Annotated in this window: 11 protein-coding genes; 8 read left to right on the forward strand and 3 right to left on the reverse strand. The window is 45.7% G+C overall.

Features of this window, described 5'->3' with window-relative positions:
- Positions 1 to 516 precede the first annotated feature (516 nt).
- From BN161_RS03280 to BN161_RS03315, 8 genes are all read left to right on the forward strand, one after another.
- The gene (locus tag BN161_RS03280; RefSeq protein ID WP_044263084.1) at positions 517 to 2085 is read left to right on the forward strand and encodes a glycoside hydrolase; all 1569 of its coding nucleotides are present in this window, start codon (positions 517 to 519) and stop codon (positions 2083 to 2085) included.
- 165 nt (positions 2086 to 2250) lie between these two features.
- Positions 2251 to 4764, forward strand: a complete 2514-nt coding sequence (locus tag BN161_RS03285; RefSeq protein ID WP_044263086.1) for an alpha-L-arabinofuranosidase C-terminal domain-containing protein — start codon at positions 2251 to 2253, stop codon at positions 4762 to 4764.
- A 160-nt stretch (positions 4765 to 4924) separates the two neighbouring features.
- On the forward strand, positions 4925 to 5137 hold the full coding sequence (locus BN161_RS03290; protein ID WP_125910741.1) for a hypothetical protein: 213 nt from the start codon (positions 4925 to 4927) through the stop codon (positions 5135 to 5137).
- Between the two features lie 228 nt (positions 5138 to 5365).
- Positions 5366 to 5926, forward strand: a complete 561-nt coding sequence (locus tag BN161_RS03295) for an RNA polymerase sigma-70 factor (protein WP_044263090.1) — start codon at positions 5366 to 5368, stop codon at positions 5924 to 5926.
- A gap of 74 nt (positions 5927 to 6000) precedes the next feature.
- Positions 6001 to 6948, forward strand: a complete 948-nt coding sequence (locus BN161_RS03300) for a FecR family protein (protein WP_044263092.1) — start codon at positions 6001 to 6003, stop codon at positions 6946 to 6948.
- 219 nt (positions 6949 to 7167) lie between these two features.
- Positions 7168 to 10539 carry a TonB-dependent receptor gene (locus tag BN161_RS03305; RefSeq protein WP_244436403.1) on the forward strand — a complete coding sequence of 1124 codons (3372 nt, stop codon included), beginning with the start codon at positions 7168 to 7170 and terminating at the stop codon, positions 10537 to 10539.
- Between the two features lie 13 nt (positions 10540 to 10552).
- Entirely contained in the window at positions 10553 to 12496 is a 1944-nt protein-coding gene (locus BN161_RS03310; RefSeq protein WP_044263097.1) for a RagB/SusD family nutrient uptake outer membrane protein, read from the forward strand.
- A gap of 87 nt (positions 12497 to 12583) precedes the next feature.
- A complete protein-coding gene (locus tag BN161_RS03315) occupies positions 12584 to 16138 on the forward strand; it encodes an alpha-L-rhamnosidase (protein WP_209441883.1) in 3555 nt (1184 codons plus the stop codon).
- A 90-nt stretch (positions 16139 to 16228) separates the two neighbouring features.
- On the opposite strand, the gene BN161_RS03320 is transcribed toward BN161_RS03315, so the two are convergent.
- The 3 genes from BN161_RS03320 to BN161_RS03330 all read right to left on the reverse strand — a co-directional run bounded on the left by BN161_RS03320 (position 16229) and on the right by BN161_RS03330 (position 20055).
- Complete coding sequence (locus BN161_RS03320; RefSeq protein WP_044263103.1) at positions 16229 to 17581, reverse strand: MFS transporter; 1353 nt, start codon at positions 17579 to 17581, stop codon at positions 16229 to 16231.
- Entirely contained in the window at positions 17574 to 19079 is a 1506-nt protein-coding gene (locus tag BN161_RS03325; RefSeq protein WP_044263105.1) for a sulfatase, read from the reverse strand. The genes BN161_RS03320 and BN161_RS03325 overlap by 8 nt, the downstream gene beginning before the upstream one ends.
- Before the next feature lie 79 nt (positions 19080 to 19158).
- Positions 19159 to 20055 carry a glycerophosphodiester phosphodiesterase family protein gene (locus tag BN161_RS03330; RefSeq protein ID WP_044263107.1) on the reverse strand — a complete coding sequence of 299 codons (897 nt, stop codon included), beginning with the start codon at positions 20053 to 20055 and terminating at the stop codon, positions 19159 to 19161.
- Between the last annotated feature and the right edge of the window lie 4 nt (positions 20056 to 20059).

The raw sequence follows: 20059 nt of genomic DNA on the forward strand, positions 1-20059 counted from the left end.
GATAATTTAATGTACTTTCTTTTGCCTTGATGCAAAAGAAAGATACCAAAGAAAAAATCAAGGCTGCACTTCCGGGGCTACTCCGGTAGTATTTTTAGCTAAAGGGCAGGAACTCGCTACGCTCAAACAGCCTGCCCTTCTTAACGCTGAAAACACTACCTTCGCTTAACGCCCCTACAGTGAGGCCGGGAGACCATGCGGGTGAGAGTGCCGGATGTAATAATGCGCAGCCGCTTCCACAGCGCAGCTCTCGGGCATAGGCGTAGGTGCGTAAGCGGAGGTGCTGTCAGGCACAGGTAAGGGGCGATTGTCTGAGCGTAGCGAGTTCGAGCCCCGGCTGTGCATGGCAGTATCGGAGTAGCACCGAAGACTCAGCCCGGGTCCTTTCTTTTTGATACTTTTTCTTTCGGACAAGCGAAAGAAAAAGTATAAGATAAATTCCCATTTAGTTCATAACCCGTGCAATAATGAACATAATTCAACTACTGCTTCGCATTATTCAGTAAAATAAAAAAGATGAGATACAAAGTGTTATTACTGGCCTTTACAGTAGTATGTGCTTCGTGTGCACAGCGTGCGGACATAAATTACAGGATTGTTACCGAACAACCCTTGCAGGTGATGGAACATTTCGGTGCTTCGGATGCCTGGAGTATGCATGTTTTGGGAAAATGGCCCGAAGAGAAACAAAAACAGATAGCCGACTGGTTGTTCAGTACTGAAAACGACGCGAACGGGAAGCCCAAAGGTATCGGTCTTTCCCTGTGGCGGTTCAATCTGGGTGCAGGGAGCACGGAGCAGGGCGACGCCAGCCAGATTGGTTCTCCCTGGATGCGTACCGAATGTTTCTTGCAGCCGGACGGGAGTTATAACTGGGATAAACAGGAAGGTCAACGCAACTTCCTTCGGTTGGCGAAGGAACGCGGAGTCAATAAATTCCTCGCTTTCCTGAATTCCCCTCCCGTTTATTTCACTCAAAACGGACTTGCCACTAATACCGGGCGCGATGGTACACTCAATCTGAAGAATGAACATTATGAAGACTTTGCCCGTTTCCTGGCAAACGTGATAAAGGGAGTTGAAAAGAAAGATGGCATCAAGTTCGATTATCTTTCTCCCTTCAATGAACCGGATGGACACTGGAACTGGATCGGTCCCAAGCAGGAAGGCACTCCGGCTACAAAGAAAGAGATAGCCCGGGCCGTACGCCTTATCAGTAAAGAGTTTGTAAAGGAAGGTATTCATACGGGAATCACCATTTGTGAAGCATCAGATTACCGCTGCATGTTCGCTACCCATATGACCGACCATGAACGCGGATATGAGATACAATCTTTCTTCTGCCCTGATAGCGTGGATACTTATCTGGGCAATACCCCGAATGTGCTCCCTCTTATTTCAGGACATAGCTACTGGACTACTACCCCACTGAACATGCTGCGTGATTATCGCCTCCGGTTGCGGAATACGTTGGATACATACGGTGTGGACTTCTGGCAGTCCGAAACCTGTATCATGGGTAATGACGAGGAAATCGGTGGCGGACATGGATTTGACCGAACCATGAAGACCGCACTTTATGTGGCGCGTATCATTCACCACGACATCGTTTATGCAGGTGCTCGTAGCTGGCAATGGTGGCGTGCCATTGGCGGTGATTACAAAGACGGACTGATCCGTGAGTATACAGACTCCGATTTACAAGACGGCAGGGTGGAAGACTCCAAGCTGATGTGGATATTGGGGAACTACAGCCGCTTCATACGTCCGGGCGCTGTACGTATGTCTGTTGAAACTACTGATAAAGAAGGAAAAGCTATCCGGGATGGCGATACCGATCAGCAGGGATTAATGTGTTCTGCCTATCGGAATGCCAACGGGCAATGGGCAATGGTGGTCATCAACTATGCCGACCGGGAACAGGAATTCACTGTCGATGTAAACGATCCGAAGGTGCAGTCATGGCAAGGTTATCGTACGTCGGATGTAGCCGGAGAAGACCTTTTGCCTGTTGGAAAGCTGAAGAATAAAAAGGTAGCGGTGATCCCCGCCCGTTCGGTAACAACATTTGTTTCCGGAAACTGATGCATAATAAAACTTTAGTTATCAGTTCCGAAATTAGCTGAGAATTGCGATTATGAATTGAAATGTCCACCTATTTGATGTTTTTATATACCCTGTTCTTGGAAGATATAGTTTATTTTTGCATGTGGAACATTATATATCTAATACCGATAAATAAACAGGCTTATGAAAAAGATTTTTTTACCCTTCGCCGCGGTTGCTCTTTTGTTGAGTTCCTGCAAGGACGCTGCGCCGAAGGAAGAACTTGTAATCAACCTACAAGAGAAAGGTGCTGAAGTTGCGCCATCCATGTATGGTATCTTCTTCGAAGAGATTAACCATGCGGGCGACGGTGGCTTGTATGCCGAACTGGTGAAGAACCGTAGTTTCGAGGAACTGGAAATGCCCGAAGGTTACTATGCCGAGGGTGATGTGCTGCATCCGAAGAAAGTGTGTAACCACATTTCGGGTGAAGTGAGAGAAGGAAGTTTCCGCTGGACTACCGAACCGGTGCCAGGCTGGACTCTGAACACAAAGGATGCTGCGGAAATGAAACTGACCAAGGAACAACCCAAGTTCTCCACGGCTCCGAACAATCTGAAGGTAACCATTAAAAATGCTTCAACTCCTGTTCGCCTGGTAAACGAAGGATACTGGGGGATGAATCTGGTGAAAGACAACTCTTATCAGTTGCGTACCATTATCCGCCCTGCTTCCGATTACAAGGGAAAAGTGACTGCCCTGTTACTGTCCGAGCAAGGTGAAGTGCTGGCTTCCGCTCCTGTTGATATAACTGCTGCCGGACAATGGAACGACCTGAACCTGGCAATGCAACCCACGGCAACCTCTGCCAAAGGAAAGCTTGCTTTGGAATTTGACGCTCCGGGTACAGTCTATGTAGATTATGTTTCCCTCTTCCCCGAAAAAACTTTCCGCGACCGTCCGAATGGACTGCGGAAAGATGTAGCTGAAATCTTGGAAGGATTGCACCCCGCCTTTGTACGCTGGCCCGGTGGCTGTGTGGTAGAAGGTATCTCGTTGGAGAACCGTTTCGAATGGAAGAAGTCTCTGGGCGATCCTGCCGCACGGTCGGGAGAATACAGTACCTGGGGCTACCGTTGTTCGTACGGTTTCGGCTATCACGAAATGTTGCAGTTCTGTGAAGATATCGATGCAAAGGCAATGTTCGTCTGCAACGTCGGTCTGGGTTGCCAGTATCGCATGGGAGACGCTTCACCGGAGAGTAAGATAGATTACTATCTGGACGATTGCATGGATGCCATCGAGTATGCTATCGGTGACGTGACTACCGAATGGGGTGCCAAGCGTGCCGAACAGGGACATCCCGAACCTTTCCCGTTGCAATACGTGGAGATTGGTAATGAGAACTGGGGCGATGAGTATGACAAACGTTTCGATATCTTCTATACAGCTATCAAAGCGAAATATCCCGAGTTGATCCTGATTTCCAATCACGGTTTGGGTGGAACGGGTAAGATTGCCAAAACGGATATGATCGACCCGCACTGGTACGTGAATCCGGAATTCTTCTTCCAGAACACGACTGTCTTTGATAACCATCCGCGTGGAAAATACGATGTCTATGTAGGTGAATATGCTTGTAACGCCAATGTAGGCGGTGGAAATATGCGTGCCGCCCTCTCGGAAGCCGCCTTTATCTCCGGTATGGAGCGCAACGGCGATCTGGTGAAGATGACCTCGTATGCCCCGCTTCTGGAGAACCGGAACGACCGTTCATGGGCTGTCAACCTCATTTGGCTGGATACGGATCAGGTATTGGGACGCAGTTCTTACTATGTGCAACAGATGGCGGCTGAAAACCGTCCGACCTATAATGTAAAGAGCAATATGACTATGAGTACTCCACGGATAGCTGATTATAATGAAGGACGTTTCGGCTTCGGCTCCTGGCATACACAAGTTGAATTCAAGGACGTGAAACTGACCGGAGCAGATGGAGCGCCCATTGATATTGATCTTAACAAGGCGGTGAAGAAAGAAGGCGAATGGAGTCTGGACAACGGTCTGCTGAAGCAAACATCTCTGAGAGAACCGGCGAAATACATTGTCGATGGCTTCAATGGCAACCAGTTTACACTGGAGTTCAAGGTTCGCAAAGAAGGCGGTAACGAAGGTTTCTTCCTCTATTTCGGCTTGTCGGAAGACAGTAACAAAGGCTTTGTGTATAACGTTGCCGGATGGAACAATGGAACGACGGCTGTAGAAGAAGTCACGGGCGGACGCACTTCCGGTGTGGCAGGCGATCGGGTATCTCAGAGCCTCGAAACCGATAAATGGTACGATGCGAAACTGATGGTTACTCCTCAGAAGAGCGAACTCTTTATGGATGGCAAACTGATATTGGCCCATGCCCCGGAGACGACTCCGCTTCAGTTCTTCTCTTCCGGTTATGATGAAGCAACCGGTGAGGTGATCGTGAAAGTAGTGAACTCAGAGGCTCAGCCCTATCCGTTACGGATCAAACTGGATGGAGTGGACGACGTGGAAAAGACCGGTAAAGTGATTTCTCTGTCCGCAGCCAGTGACATGGATGAGAACTCGTTTGAAGAACCAATGAAGATCTCTCCGAAGGAAAGCGAATACAAAGGCTTTGGAAAGAGCTTCGATTATACCTTCCCGCCATTCTCATATACTATATTGAGAGTGAAGGCGAAATGATAAGCATAGAGGCGCTTTTGATGCAATACGTCATCAAAAGCGCCTTTTTTTTGACTTATGCCGTTTGCTGAAAGCCTGAAATAGAATTGTACCGCAGAATGGAATGCATATACATGCGGCAGATTTGCATGATTTCTTATCCTTATGCAAGCTTTATGCAATGAGTATAGGTTTTGGACAGATCATACAGGTATTCCGGATGAACGGAACAAGTATTCTTGTTGAGCATAACAAGCATTCCGGACGAGCGGAGCATGCATTCTTGTTGAATGGAACATCTATTCTTCTGAAACGGAGCATCTATTCCGGGCAAAACGGACCGGCTTTCAACATAACAGGATTGTCCGTATTTTTGTATCATTCTATTAGTTAAGCAGATGCGATTTTTCTTTTGTATATTTCCGATGTACTTGTACTTCGGGGCTAAAGAAATGATTCTCGATGGCTTAGGAATGCAAAATGTCACAATGTAACTTCGTATTCCGGACGGTTCATCTGCCGGATAGGTTTTGTTTTTTAAGCCCGGTTTTGTCCGGTTATGAATGAAAAGGCTTATATTTGCATTACCGTACCTTTTTTAAATTAATACACTTGACGGTCAATGACAATAGATCTGAATTTTTTTAATAAGTTCTTTATTGACTATCAGCAGCGCTTCGTTCACTTTGCCTGTACCTATGTGCACGATGAAGCCGTTGCCGAAGACTTTGTCATTGAGTCCATGATGTATTATTGGGAAAATAAAGACCGCCTGCCTGCCGATACCAATATTCCGGCTTATGTACTGACCACTATCAAACATAAATGCATTGACCATCTGCGTCACCAGCAAATCCGACAGGACGTTTCGGATGAAATCTCCCAAATCTATGCCTGGGAGCTGTCCGGCAGAATCGTTACATTGGAAGACTTTGAACCTTATGAGGTCTTTACGGCAGAGATACAGGAGATTGTTGATAGGACTCTGGATAGCCTGCCCGAACAAACCAGACGTATTTTTAGGATGAGCCGTTATGAGAATAAGTCTCATAAAGAAATTGCTGCTTTACTGGAAATGACAACCAAAGGCGTAGAGTTTCATATCTCTAAGTCTACCAGGGCGTTACGCTTGGCCCTGAAAGATTACCTGCCCGTCTCTTTACTCTTTTTCTACCTCAACTGAAAAAAGTTTGTTTTTCTACTAGGGAATATTTCCCGTGGTTCGCTATTACTATAGATACACAAATAAAAGTATGTATGGATAAAGACTTATTATATCGTTTTTTTGAAGGTCGTGCTTCCGTAGAAGAAATGAGATTAGTGAAAGAATGGTCGGAAGCCTCCGAGGAGAACAGCAAGCTGTTACGCCGGGAGCGCAAGCTGTTCAATGCCATCATTCTTTCGGGGCGTCTCGAACCATCTGACGGCCAAACTACACTCAGGAAGAAAAGAAACCATTTCGTCAGAGAGCTTCTGAAGATAGCTTCTGTTGTCGCGATAACGGTAGGCATAACGGCTGCATTGTTTTCAATAGGAGAAGATAAGGAGGATATGAATGTAGCCATGCAAACTATTACCGTGCCGGCCGGCCAGCGTGTGAACCTCGATTTACCCGATGGTTCAAACGTCTGGCTGAATGCCGGGACGACGATGAAGTATCCTGTTTCGTTCATGAAAGGCAAACGCGAAGTGATACTGAACGGAGAGGCTTATTTTGAGGTGGTACACAATGAGAAATCCCCGTTCGTAGTGCGGACACATGCTATGGATATAGAAGTATTGGGAACAAAATTCAATGTGGAGGCTTATTCGAAGAAAGCGGTATTTGAAGCATCGTTGATGCAAGGAAAAATCAGGGTGAAGTCGCCTCATAATGAAAAGACGGCTGTGGTACTCCTTCCCAATTATAAAACAACTCTGAAAGATGGCAGGTTGGTAGTGAGCAAGATTGATGATTACAATGTGTATCGTTGGAAGGAAGGTCTGTACTGCTTTAAGAGCAAGCGGTTCACCCAGATCATGGAAGATTTGGAAAGATATTATGACCTGAAAATCCAGGTGGATAAGAAGAGCATAGAAAGTGTGGCACTGACCGGAAAGTTCCGTATATCCGACGGATTGGACTATGCATTGCGTGTTTTACAGAAAGATGTATCTTTCACTTACCGGAGAGATAAAGATAATGACGTCATTTATATAAAGTAAATCGTAATATTAACCGGATTAAAACAAGAGATTAGCCTATGGAACAATACTGATGGAAAACAAGAAAGCCGATAGATGTTTGCCCCATCCACCGGCCCTGATTAACACAATTCAATTTATAAATCGTATTAATAACTCATTTACAAAGATATGAAAAACATTCCTTTGTCGGATATTTATTGCCCTAAAAATCCGCAATTAACATTATTATTTAGAATTATGAGAATATCAATATTCTTTTTGTTCTTCTGTGCTTTTAGCCTGATGGCGAAGAATAGTCACTCACAAAATGCACGGGTGACAATCAATCGAACCAATGTACAACTTGAATCTATACTGAATGAAATAGAGTCTCAGACGGATTATCTGTTCATCTATAAAGAAGATGTAAACGTAGAGGCGCGCAAAAGTATCCGGGCGGATAATGCAAAGGTATCGGAAGTACTGAATACATTGCTGGCAAACTCTCCTATCCGCTATAAGATGGAGGGAAATCATATCATCCTGACTAGACAGGCAGTGGCTGATGCACGTCAGGCCGGCGTAACGGGTGTGGTTACCGATGAATCGGGAGAACCTCTGGTTGGGGTTACCGTTCTGGTGAAAGGTGGCAGCCAAGGTAGTGTGACAGACCTTGAAGGTAAGTTTACGCTGGTTGCCAATGTGGGCGATGTACTTCAGTTTAGCTATATAGGATATGTTTCACAGGAAGTGAAGCTGAAGGATCTGAAACTGTTGCGTGTGGTTCTGCGTGAAGATGCCAATTTACTGGACGAAGTCGTTGTAATCGGCTATGGCAGTATGAAGAAGAAAGACCTGACAGGTGCCATTACCCATGTGCAGGCTGAAAAGATGGCGAAAGAGAAACCGGCTACCATGCAGGATTTATTGCGTAGTGCGGCACCGGGACTGAACGTGGATTTGTCCAACGATGCCAAAGGCGGTGGTAATATGTTAGTGCGTGGACGTCGCTCTCTGAAAGGTGGAACCGGGCCGTTGATTGTTCTGAATGGTATGATCTTTCAGGGTGATCTTTCTGAGATAAATCCGGTGGATATAGAGTCTGTAGATGTCTTGAAAGACGCATCATCGGCAGCCGTTTACGGAGCAAAGTCGGCTAACGGTGTGGTACTTGTTACTACCAAGAAAGGAACGGAGGAGAAACCGACTATCCAGTTCGATGCAAGCGTGGGTTTTGTGACCATGGGGGCTAACCGGGAGGTGTATAGCGCGGATGAGTATTTGCAATATCGTGCAGATTATGCGGCAAGCAGCAACGGGTTCGGGAATCAAGGCTATTACGTTAAGCCCACGGCCGAAAACCTGAATAAGTATAACCTAACCGAAGCGCAATGGCGTAACTATGATGCCATAGGACAGGGTTCCACGAATATGGAAGACATCTGGTTGCAACGCATCGGTCTGGGAGAGATAGAGCGCGAAAACTATTATGCGGGTAGAACATACGACTGGTATGATGCCTCTTTCCAAACCGGATTGAGACAGGACTACAATGTAAGTCTGTCCGGTAAGACGTCCAACCTGAATTATTACTGGTCTTTAGGTTATCTGGACAGTGAAGGATTGGTGGTAGGAGACCGGTTTAAGAACTATCGTACCAATTTGCGACTGGATGGAAAGATAGGTAACTTCATGGAGGCAGGTGTCAATCTGAATTTGCAGAGCCGGGAAGAAGGCTTCCAGACGGTGAGTTGGGAAGGACAGATCGCTAATTCTCCTTACTCTACTCCATATTATAGCGACGGCACGCTGAGCCCCTGGCCTATGGGAGAAAAGAATCAGGTAACGGGTGTGAACAGTCTTTACAATAACTCCATGTCATCCAAAGATGCAGGTACCCAGAATGTGACGGCGAATTTCTATGCTAAATTAAAACTGCCTTTCAACATTTCATATCAGTTCAGCTTTGCACCCCGGTATAGTTGGAACCATTCAAGATACTGGAACAGTTCGCAAAGCGTCTTTGATAAAGACAACGGAGTTGCAGGCAGATCGACGGCCCGTTCCGTAGATTGGACACTGGACAATATGGTGAAGTGGAACTATACTTTCGCCAAGAAACATAATATAGACTTGACCTTGCTTCAGAGTGCCGAGAAATATGAAGTATGGGAAGAGTCAATGGTAGCTTCCGACTTTACCCCTTCGGATGTACTGGAATGGCATAACATGAAGACTGCGGGTAACAAAGAAATCAGTGCCAATGATACGAAACATACGGGTGCCGCATTGATGGCCCGTTTATTCTACTCTTATGACAACCGCTATATGCTGACCGCATCTGTTCGTCGCGACGGTTTCTCTGCTTTCGGTGCTTCCAATCCCTGGGCTACATTCCCCGCCATAGCCGTGGCATGGAGTTTCACGAATGAAAAGTTCTTCAAGTGGGAGCCAATGAGTAGCGGTAAGCTGCGTTTGTCCTGGGGTAAGAATGGAAACCGGGATATCGGTATTTACCAAGCTTTGTCCCAATTGCATGGAGGTACGGCCGGCAAATATACTTATGTCACCCCACAAGGGAGTTTGTATGAAGTGTCTTCATTGCAGATTGAAAGAATGTCCAATACGGATTTGAAATGGGAAACTACCACATCCTGGAATGTCGGTCTGGACTTCGGTTTCCTGAATGACCGTATCAATGGTAGCATTGAATGGTACCATATGCCTACAACGGACTTGCTGGTAGACAGAAGCTTGCCGGGCTTTACAGGTTATACGGATATCGTAACCAATCTGGGACAGGTTAATAATGAAGGGTTCGAATTCTCATTGAATACGGTTAATATCCGCAATAAGAACTTTACCTGGTCTTCTACATTCGGGCTTTCACACAACAAGAATACGATTAAGCATTTGTATTACCGTTACGAAGATGTATTGAACGAGGCCGGAGAAGTGGTAGGAAGTAAAGAAGTAGACGATGTGAACAGGGGCTGGTTTGTAGGGAAAGATATTTCGGCCATTTGGGATCATGAATTCATCGGCATCTGGCAGGAAGATGAAGCGGAAGAAGCAGCAAAGTACGGGCAGCAACCGGGTGATGCAAAAGTCAGGGATGTGAATGGAGATTATAAGATTACCCAGGAGGATAAGGTCTTCTTAGGTCAGGAAACACCTAAGTTCAGATGGTCGTTCAGAAATGAATTTACTTTGTTCCGGAATTGGGATATTTCTCTCAATCTTTATTCTCAGATGGGACATAAGCAAAGTACAACGGAATATCTGAACTTCTTTGATAATCTGGGTGATTATTCGAATACCTATAAGCGCGAATACTGGACTCCTGAGAACAAATCAAATTCGTATGCCCGTCTGAAGTCGACACGTCCTTCGAATATCAACCCCAAGAAGGTGATAAACAAAGGCTTTATCCGTCTGGAGAATATTTCTGTTTCCTACAGGGTACCCCAACAGTTTGCACGGAAACTGATGGCTAAAGAGATCAGCATATACGGAACTGTCAGGAACGTGGCTGTCTGGGCCTTTGACAAAGAGTGGGATTATTGGGACCCGGAAACAAAGGGACTTCTCCCCAGAACATTTACTTTTGGCGCAAGTATAACATTTTAATTAAATAACTATCATGAAAACAAATCTAATAAAAGCGATATATCTGACCTTCGGGTTATCTTCATTAGCATTAACGGGATGTTCGGACAGTTGGCTGAAACCGGAACCATTATCATTTTATGAACCCAGTGTGACGTTATCCACCAAAGAAGGGTTGGAAGCTGCGCTCACTACCTGCCACAGACAGATGCGTTATTATTATATGGAGGATAACGGGCCTGCATTGGCTACGGAAATGATATTCTCGGATGTGGCTGTGACGGCTGTATCCGACTTTAGCGGGTGCCAGGATATCCTTTCGAATGTGACTCCTATTTCTGAGAACAATTGGTTCGGTACGAATATGATTAATTGGTTCTGGAATATGGGTACGCAAGGTATCAGCTTTGCCAATGTGGTGATTTCGCGCATTTCCGAGTTGGATTTGGACCAGACCACTAAAGAACAGATGTTATCCAGTGCTTATTTCCAGCGTGCCTGGCGTTACTATCATCTGATTTTCCAGTTTGGTGATATCCCCTTCCTGTCGAAAGAAGTCACGACTCCGAAGCTCGACTTTCGTTCCACAAAGATGGAAGTGGTTATCGAGCAAATGATTAAAGACCTGGAATATGCCGTAGGGCATATCCCTGATCAGGTTGATTATGGTAAAGAAAACAAGGGAGCCTGCCGGATGCTGCTTATTAAGTATTACATGGCAGCCGGAGATTTTGACAAGGCGCTTGAACAGGCCAATGCCCTTATTGATGCTTCCGGATATGAACTGATGGAAAACACATTTGGCAAGTGGGAGAATCCCTATCCGGAACATCATCCGGTGACGCGCAATGTGATCTGGGATTTGCATAGACCGGTAAATAAGGCAGATGCTTCCAATAAGGAGACCATCATGCTCATGGTGAACAGATATGATAATTCAGAAAGCCGGCTCAATACGAATTACCTGTATAATATGACTCCGTTCTGGTCGCAAACAGATGTGAACAGAGGTATCCTGGTGCCCAGTAAGTCGCAGTCCGGTATGACGAGACAGTCTGCTACGGCGGGTATGCTGGCACAATATCCTGACTTTTTAGATTGCAGGGCGATCTATGGACGTGGTGAAGCGTTTTCAAGACCTACTTATCATGCGGAAAAATCCATGTGGGGGGATAAGAATGATCTCCGACACAGCCGGGAAGCCGGTAACTGGTTCGTGATGGAGGATCTGAAATATAATGATCCTAAATTATTGGGTACGGACGATGCTGTCTATTATCTGAAACCTATACAGAAGTATGCGGATGACGGCACGCTATTGTGCAAGGATACCATTCGTTGCTGGTTCGATTATCCGTATTATAAATTATGGGTAGAAGATACGGCGAGGGAAGTAGCCAATGGATATTCGGGTACGGACTACGTTGGAGGTTCGGGCGATTGGTATGTATATCGTCTTGCGGAAGCTTATCTGCTGAGGGCGGAGGCTTACTACTGGAAGAAGGAATATGCGAAAGCTGCCGCTGATGTAAATAAGATCAGAGAACGTGCCGGATGTACGGATTTGTTCGATGCCGGCAAACTTAATGGATTGGACGGGCTGGACGTGATTATGGATGAAAGGGCCCGTGAACTGATGTATGAAGAGTTCAGGCATGTGGAACTTGTACGTGTTTCGTTTATAAAAGAGAATCAGGAAGGGAATTACACCTCTCCGAAAGACCTTGCAGACGAAAGTAGTAACAGTTATTGGTGGCACAGAATCACGGAATATAATAACTATTACAATAAGGGTGTGAAAACGCTTCATAATGATGAATACAAAATAGGGAAGTACAATATATTCTGGCCTATACCGCAGACCGCCATTGATGCGAACTTGTATGGCCGGGTAAATCAGAACTATGGGTATTCCGGTTATGAGCTGAATGAAACCCCTATTGCTTCACAAGAAGAGCAAATAGCATCCGGTCAGTAATAAAATGAGTGTCTCATAATGAAGAGATTGGGCAAGTTTATTATCTTTGCTTGCCTAATCTCCTTTATAACCCCAAAAACATCACGTATGAAAAGATGTAGAATTCACATTTTATCTGTTTTGCTTATCTGTCTTTCCTGCCCTGCTCTGTTGTATGCGGCTACGGAACATTCTGTATCTATTGAAAAGCTTAAAGTGGAATATGCCGAAATGCCATTGGGTATAGATGTGGAAAAGCCCCGCTTCAGTTGGCAGATGGTAATGCAGAATACTGAAAGGGGGTATTCGCAGAAAGCCTATCAGATAACGGTGACTGACGAAGCGGGACAAACGGTATGGGACAGCGGAAGAGTGTCGAGTGACCTGTCGCTGAACATTGAATATGCCGGTGCTTCCCTGCAACCCACTACCTGCTATTTCTGGACGGTAAACGTATGGAACCAGAAGGGTGAGCAATCTTCCTCGACCTCTTGGTTTGAAACGGGACTAATGAGTAAAGCCAATCCGTATGAGGGATGGAGTGATGCGAAGTGGATAGGTGGCGGAGATGAAGACATGGTGCTCTATTCCCACTATCTTCCGGTGTTCAGGCTGAACGTTGCACTCCGGTTGGATAAAGAGACAAAGAGTACTCGTGCAGGCTTTGTCTACGGAGCGAATGATAAGCGCCTGATGAATAAGAATAAGAATCTGTATCAGTTACAGAACGGGAAAGATGAGTCTTACATAAAAATAGAACTGGACTTGGATTCGCTTGCTTCGGGTAAAGAGGCGATGTTGAATGTATATCGTGTAGGATACCATCCGAACGACCGGAAAGATGTTCCTTTCAAGAGCTTTCCCATCCCCCTGGCATTGATTAATGAAAGTAATAAGTATGACCTGCATACGGTGAACCTTACTTCTGATCTGGGTTTTACAAGATTCTACGTGGATAATGCTGAAGAGCTTGGTTGGATAAATCTGAATCCGTTGGGGCAGGGAGGTGATTTCATCGCTTTCCCGGTAGTGGGCGACATTGGCTTTGATGTTCCCGCCGGGCAATCCGCTACTTTCCCGAAAATGGAGATTGCCAACTTCAGAAGCCCTTCGAACGTGATTGCTACTTGCCGGGAAGGAAATAGCCGGATAGCCGGCGGCGCTTCCGGCGTTCTTACTATATTCACTCCCGAAGGAAACTCCGCACCGATGCTTCGTACGGTCTTTTCTTCTCCCGATGCGGAGATTGTAAAAGCCCGCCTGTATGTTACTTCACGTGGTATTTATGAGGTCTATCTCAATGGTAAGCGTGTAGGGGATGATTATTTTAATCCCGGAGTTACCCAGTATAACAAAACTCATCTGTACCAGACGTTTGATGTGACAAAGTACGTCCATTCCGGCAGAAATGCCCTAGGTGCTTTGCTGGCAGAAGGCTGGTGGAGCGGTGGCGCTACTTTTACGGGAGATAACTGGAACTTCTTCGGTGATCGCCAGTCTTTATTGGCAAAGCTGGTTATCACGTATGCGGACGGTCGGACCAATGTTGTGGTGACCGATCCTTTGTCCTGGCAGTATTTCGGCAAAGGCCCCGTTGCTTACGGCAGTTTCTTTCAGGGTGAAGTGTATGATGCTTTAAGAGAACCGGCAGTGGAAGGATGGAGCACGGTATCTTATGATGCATCTGCCTGGAAACCGGCTCATGAGGTTGCTTTGAAAGGACATACCAGTACGGCGGGAAACCCGAATATGCCGTGGGTGAACGATTATTCCGGTTTTGAACTTATCGGGCAATTCGGTCAGACGGTGAAACAAATCAATGAACTGACGGCTCTTTCAGTAGAAGAAGTCCGCCCCGGTGTGTTTGTGTACGACATGGGGCAGAATATGGTAGGGGTCCCCCGTATCAGTTTGTCGGGTATGCAGCCTGGAACGGAAATCACTCTGCGCTTTGCGGAAGTGAAATATCCCGATTTGCCGGAATACGAGGGAAACATCGGCATGATTATGCTGGAGAATATCCGTGCCGCTATGGCTCAGGATATTTATATCGCCAAAGGCGGGCAGGAAACCATCTCTCCCCGTTTCACCTATCATGGCTACCGCTTTATAGAGATAACGGGTATTGACAAACCCTTGCCTGTGGAATCCGTGAAAGGGATAGTGCTAAGCTCTATACACGAACTGGCATCTCACTACGAAACTTCCAATGCACGGGTGAACCAGCTGTGGAAGAATATCACCTGGTCTTCTTACGGCAACTTCCTTTCCATTCCTACGGACTGTCCGCAACGCAATGAGCGCCTAGGATGGAGTGGGGATATTTCTGTCTTCTCCCGTACCGCCACTTATCTGGCGGATGTACCGCAGTTCCTGCGCCGCCATATGCGTGCCATGCGCGATGTGCAGCGGACGGACGGGCGCTTCCCGGATATCGCCCCGCTGGGTGGTGGTTTTGGTGGTATGTTATGGGGCAGTGCCGGAATTACGGTTCCCTGGGAGTGCTACCAGCAATACGGAGATACCGCATTGCTGAGCGAGCACTACACTGCCATGAAGCGCTATATTCAATATATCATTGACCAAACGATTGAGACGGAAACCAACCTGATCGTGCAGACCCGTTCATGGGGTGACCTGTGTGACTGGCTGGGATTGGAGGATGAGAAGAATGATAAGTCTCTGGTATGGGAAGCCTATTTCATCCATGACCTGGAATTGATGATGAAGATGGCGGCGGCTTTGGGAAAGACATCCGATGCCGCATGGTTCCGCGACTTGCATGCCGCCCGGAGGGATTTCTTCAATAAGACTTATATAGAGCCGGAAAGCGGAAAGACGGTATTCTCCGCCTTCATCCCTGAAAAGAAGGGACAACTTGTCGATATACAGACTTCGTATGTGCTTCCGTTGGCTTTCGGCATTATCGATGAAGAGAATCGTAATAAGGTGATTGCTAATCTTGCGGAGACAGTCAGACGGGAGAATACCACTGATAGAGGCCGCCTGTGTCCTTCCTATTCTCTTATGACCGGTTTCATCGGTACGGCATGGATCAGTAAGGCTTTATCCGATTACGGGCTGAACGATCTGGCTTACAGGCTGCTTCAACAGACTGATTATCCTTCGTGGCTTTATTCCGTGGAACAGGGAGCGACTACCATTTGGGAACGTCTGAACTCTTACACTCACACGGATGGTTTCGGTGGTAACAATCGCATGAACTCTTTCAATCATTATTCTTTTGGTGCCGTAGGTGCCTGGATGTACAATTATTCTTTAGGAATACAGCGTGATGAGGCTTATCCCGGTTTCAAACAGTTCATTCTGAAGCCGATGCCCGATCCGACCGGAAAGATGAAGTATGCCCGGGGATATTATGATTCGATGTACGGACGTATTGAGAGTAGTTGGAGAGAGGAAAGAGGCATGATCCATTACGCTTTTACGGTGCCCGGAAATACTATGGCTACGCTGTATTTGCCGGCTGCATCGTTGAGAGATGTCCGCGAAGGGGAGAAACTGATCCGAAAATGCAAAGGAATAGAATATATTGGCGAAGGAAGCGGGCAGGTAGTCTTGAAACTTCTTCCCGGTAGCTATTCGTTTGAGGTGAAGAAGGAATATCCGATGGCGGGGAAGAAGGGAAAGAAAAGGAAATAGGGTGTGGAAAGGAATAAAAGAGTGATAGGGTGACAACGCTTTGTGATATATATAGCGTAACTATTCTATCACTCTCTTATTTTTACTCTTCTAATTCATCGTAGCAGCATCCGCTTTCGCATTCCACACCAGCAACGCCAGCAAAGTAGATAGCAGTGCGGCTCCAATCCAGAACCAATTGATATATGTGAAATCATACATATCTGTTCCGTTCACTACGGTTTTTTGTCCTTCTATCAATATACCACTCATCACATCCTGAAATCCCGCACCGATGTAGCTGGCAATGCCTACTACGCCAAGAGCGGCTCCCGAAGCATTGCGTGGGGCAATATCGACAGCCATCAGTCCGCCGAGGAAGCAAATCAGTACACCGATGCCTAACCCAAATAATACCATTGCCAAGGCATCCAGGCAGAAGTGTACACCGGGCACAAGTAAAAATAGGCATAAGGCTACCACATTCATCAGTCCGAAAAACAGTGTGGGAATATTCCGGCTACCGGAAAACAACTTATCGGAAATGATACCGGACAGGACTGTACCTATGATGCCGCAAATGGAACTGATAGAGATGATGAAACTCGCATCCAACGTGTCATATCCCTTTTGAGCTTGCAGATAAAATACTCCCCAGCTATTTACCGCGTAGCGGCTGATATACATGAAAGCACTTGAAAGTGCCAGTATCCAGATAGCCGGATTACGGAGAACTGCTTTTTGTGCTCGGCTGAATTCCTCCGACTGTTTCTTTTTGTCAACACTATTCTGTATTGTTTCCTTATTCAATAAGAAGCCTTGACTTTGAGGAGTATCACGCATAAAGACGGACATCATGAGAAAACCTAATAAACCAATAATTCCTGCTCCTATCATTCCATATCGCCACCCCACCCAACTGACTACCAGTGCGATGGATATAAATGTCAAAGCCTCGCCTATATTATGGCTGGCAGACCAGAAGCCATAATAAGTTCCTCGTTCTTTACTACTGTACCAACGGCTTAAGGAAACAACTCCCGAAGCTGCCCCCATTGACTGAAACCAGCCATTCAGTCCCCAAAGAAGGACAAAAGCATAAAAAGAGTTTGTAAAACCCAGTACAAGGTTTATCACTGCCGAACAAAGCAATCCGGTAGACATGAAACGTTTTACGTTACTACGGTCGGCCAGAAAACCATTGGTCAGTTTTCCTACAGCATAGACAAAGAAAAGACACGAGCCGATGATACCTAATTCCGTCTCTGTGAAGACCCCTTCTTCAACAATGGGTTTGCGAACGATATTCATGCTGAGGCGACAGACATAATAAATGCCGTAGCCCATGGTTGCAGAGAGGAAGGTGGCCAGGCGGATGGACTTGAACCGTCGGGCATCTTCATCATGGTGGGATTCCGTAGCCGGAAGTGATATTTTATAGAAATCAAGTATTCTTTTAATCATGTATTTTAGTATTCTTTACAGGCATATCCGCATCTACGCTTTTACGCCAATCATTCAACTTCTTTAATAATTCTTTTGTAACTTCCGGTTTCTCATCTTTCAGGTTCTTCTCTTCAGATAAATCTGCCGATAAATCGTACAACTCGATTTCTCCGGTATCATAAAACTGAAGTAATTTGTAGTTTCCCATACGAATAGCACCCGAAGGTCGTCCTCCCTGATTAGAGTAATGAGGATAATGCCAGTACACAGCATCCCGTTCTGTGCGTTTCTTATTCTCCAAAAGTGGAAGTAGACTGATGCCGTCCACATGCTGTTCGGGATGCAACTCGCTTCCCGTCATTTCCAATATTGTAGGATAGTAATCCGTAGAAATCACGACGCTGTCGCATAATGTTCCTGTATTTCTCATACCGGGCATCCTTACGATAAGAGGTTCTCTTATACCTCCTTCATACGTGAACCCTTTTCCGCCCCTCAACGGTCGATTGGATGTAGGAGAACCTTCGGAAGTAGAGAGGCCGCCATTATCAGAAGTAAATATGATAATAGTGTTTTCATAGAGTTCCAAGCGTTTCAGTTCATTGATAATCTTACCTATGTTCTCATCCATACTGGCAATCATGGCAGCATATACCACATTACTCTGAATGATTCTTTCAATGTGCGTAGTATCTTGGAAAGGCTGTTTCTCCTTCCATTCCGGCTTCTCTTCAAATGTCCTTAGCGACTCCAATCCCATTCTTTGGGCTTTTTCTTCAAAGTGTTTCACCTTCTCCGGTTTTGCTAACAGGGGTGTGTGGACTTGGTAAAAAGGCAGATTGATAAAGAAAGGTTTGTCTTTGAACCGGCGGATTATCTGAATGCATTCATCTCCTAAACGGTCGGTCAGGTACTCTCCTTCCGATCCGTCACTTAAATAAGGATTGTGATAAGGAGAAAAATAGCCGCCTTTACCCGGTCCACCTTTATTACATCCGGCTATATTTATATCATAACCCTGGTATTGCGGATAAGTCAGAGAATCGACAGAACAATTCCATTTACCGATATGGGCTGTCTGATAGTTCTCCGCTTTTAATGCTTCGGCAATGGTTAATTCACTTAATGGCATATTCTGTACAAATGTAATGGGCAGTACGGGACAAGATGCATCTATTATCTTTTTGCGTGAAGTTACGGCATATCCACCTGGGATGTAATCTGTCAGATGAAGCCTTGCCGGATATTTCCCTGTTTGAAAACTTGCACGTGTAGGCGAACTGACTGGGCAGGCAGCATAGGCGTTTGTGAAACGTACCCCTTCTTGGGCTAACCGGTCAATATTGGGAGTTTCATAGAATGAGCTGCCATAACAACCAAAATCCGTCCATCCCAAATCATCAGCCAAAATAAAGATAACGTTAGGTTTTACAGCTTCTTTGTCTGTTTGTGCCCCGGCAGGAAGTATGCCTGTTATTGTTGCCGCTAATCCGGAAATAATCTGTTTTCCATTCATAAATAGTCATGTTATAGGGATGCAGAAGGGTATTCCAGGCTAAAAAAACCGGAATACATCTTCTTTTGTTATCCTGATATTAATTGTGTAATTTTCTGTTTCTCAGATAATCCAGTAGATATTGGGGACGGTCAGTCTGGATGATTCTTGCTCCTAACTTGTCAATCAGATATCCGTAACCTGCATCCGGATTCTCCAATGACATGTCATCGTCGTGTCCGCCTGCCATTGTATCCCAAAGCGTATTATACCAGATAAGTGCCCGTCCGTCAAGGGATGATTTCAATTTGGCAGGGAGAGGATTGGTATCTTTTACATATAATAGTTCAAAGGCTACGGGGTTCATATCTTTGATGAAAGTTTCTATTTGCTGTTCCGCATTTACCTTGTCCAGGTTGACGATTGGCATATAAATCACGTCATTCAGATAATCGCCAAATTGTTTCTTTACTTCTTCTGCCGATTTATTGCCTTTCATGATAATCTGTTTGGTGGTTCCTGTCTTTTCCATCAGGGCATATACTTGTTCAAAGTACCGGTCCGCCTTATCAAGATTCAACATTATTTTCCCTTTGGCATGCATTAATGCTTCTTCCAGAGTCGGCACATTGTGAATTGTACGGATAGCACAGCCATTTTTCAGTTTTAGTTTTCTGATGGAGTCCAGTGTTACCTCTGCAATTTTCCCTTTTCCGGTAGTAGTGCGATCTAATGTTGGGTCGTGCATTAATATCAACTGTCCATCTTTGGTGCGTTGTACATCCAGTTCCACAATATCCACCCCCATTTTAATGGCATTGTCTATTGCCGCCAGAGAATTCTCCGGGAAGTTGCGCCAGTCGCCGCGATGTGAAGCTACGATAACAGAACTTTGGTTGCGGTTCAATAGTTTTTCACGGATTTGACTGACTCTGTCCTGTGCGCAGAGTTGGAGAGTTGCCAATAGGGCAACGAGTATAAAAAATATCTTTTTCATGTCT

Source organism: Bacteroides timonensis, assembly GCF_000513195.1.
GTDB lineage: Bacteria > Bacteroidota > Bacteroidia > Bacteroidales > Bacteroidaceae > Bacteroides > Bacteroides timonensis.

Excerpts from the sequence above, each read along its gene's own strand:
- BN161_RS03280 (WP_044263084.1), top strand. The coding sequence starts at position 517 with ATGAGATACAAAGTGTTATTACTGGCCTTTACAGTAGTATGTGCTTCG.
- BN161_RS03285 (WP_044263086.1), top strand. The coding sequence starts at position 2,251 with ATGAAAAAGATTTTTTTACCCTTCGCCGCGGTTGCTCTTTTGTTGAGT.
- BN161_RS03290 (WP_125910741.1), top strand. The coding sequence starts at position 4,925 with ATGAGTATAGGTTTTGGACAGATCATACAGGTATTCCGGATGAACGGA.
- BN161_RS03295 (WP_044263090.1), top strand. The coding sequence starts at position 5,366 with ATGACAATAGATCTGAATTTTTTTAATAAGTTCTTTATTGACTATCAG.
- BN161_RS03300 (WP_044263092.1), top strand. The coding sequence starts at position 6,001 with ATGGATAAAGACTTATTATATCGTTTTTTTGAAGGTCGTGCTTCCGTA.
- BN161_RS03305 (WP_244436403.1), top strand. The coding sequence starts at position 7,168 with ATGAGAATATCAATATTCTTTTTGTTCTTCTGTGCTTTTAGCCTGATG.
- BN161_RS03310 (WP_044263097.1), top strand. The coding sequence starts at position 10,553 with ATGAAAACAAATCTAATAAAAGCGATATATCTGACCTTCGGGTTATCT.
- BN161_RS03315 (WP_209441883.1), top strand. The coding sequence starts at position 12,584 with ATGAAAAGATGTAGAATTCACATTTTATCTGTTTTGCTTATCTGTCTT.
- BN161_RS03320 (WP_044263103.1), bottom strand. The coding sequence starts at position 17,581 with ATGATTAAAAGAATACTTGATTTCTATAAAATATCACTTCCGGCTACG.
- BN161_RS03325 (WP_044263105.1), bottom strand. The coding sequence starts at position 19,079 with ATGAATGGAAAACAGATTATTTCCGGATTAGCGGCAACAATAACAGGC.
- BN161_RS03330 (WP_044263107.1), bottom strand. The coding sequence starts at position 20,055 with ATGAAAAAGATATTTTTTATACTCGTTGCCCTATTGGCAACTCTCCAA.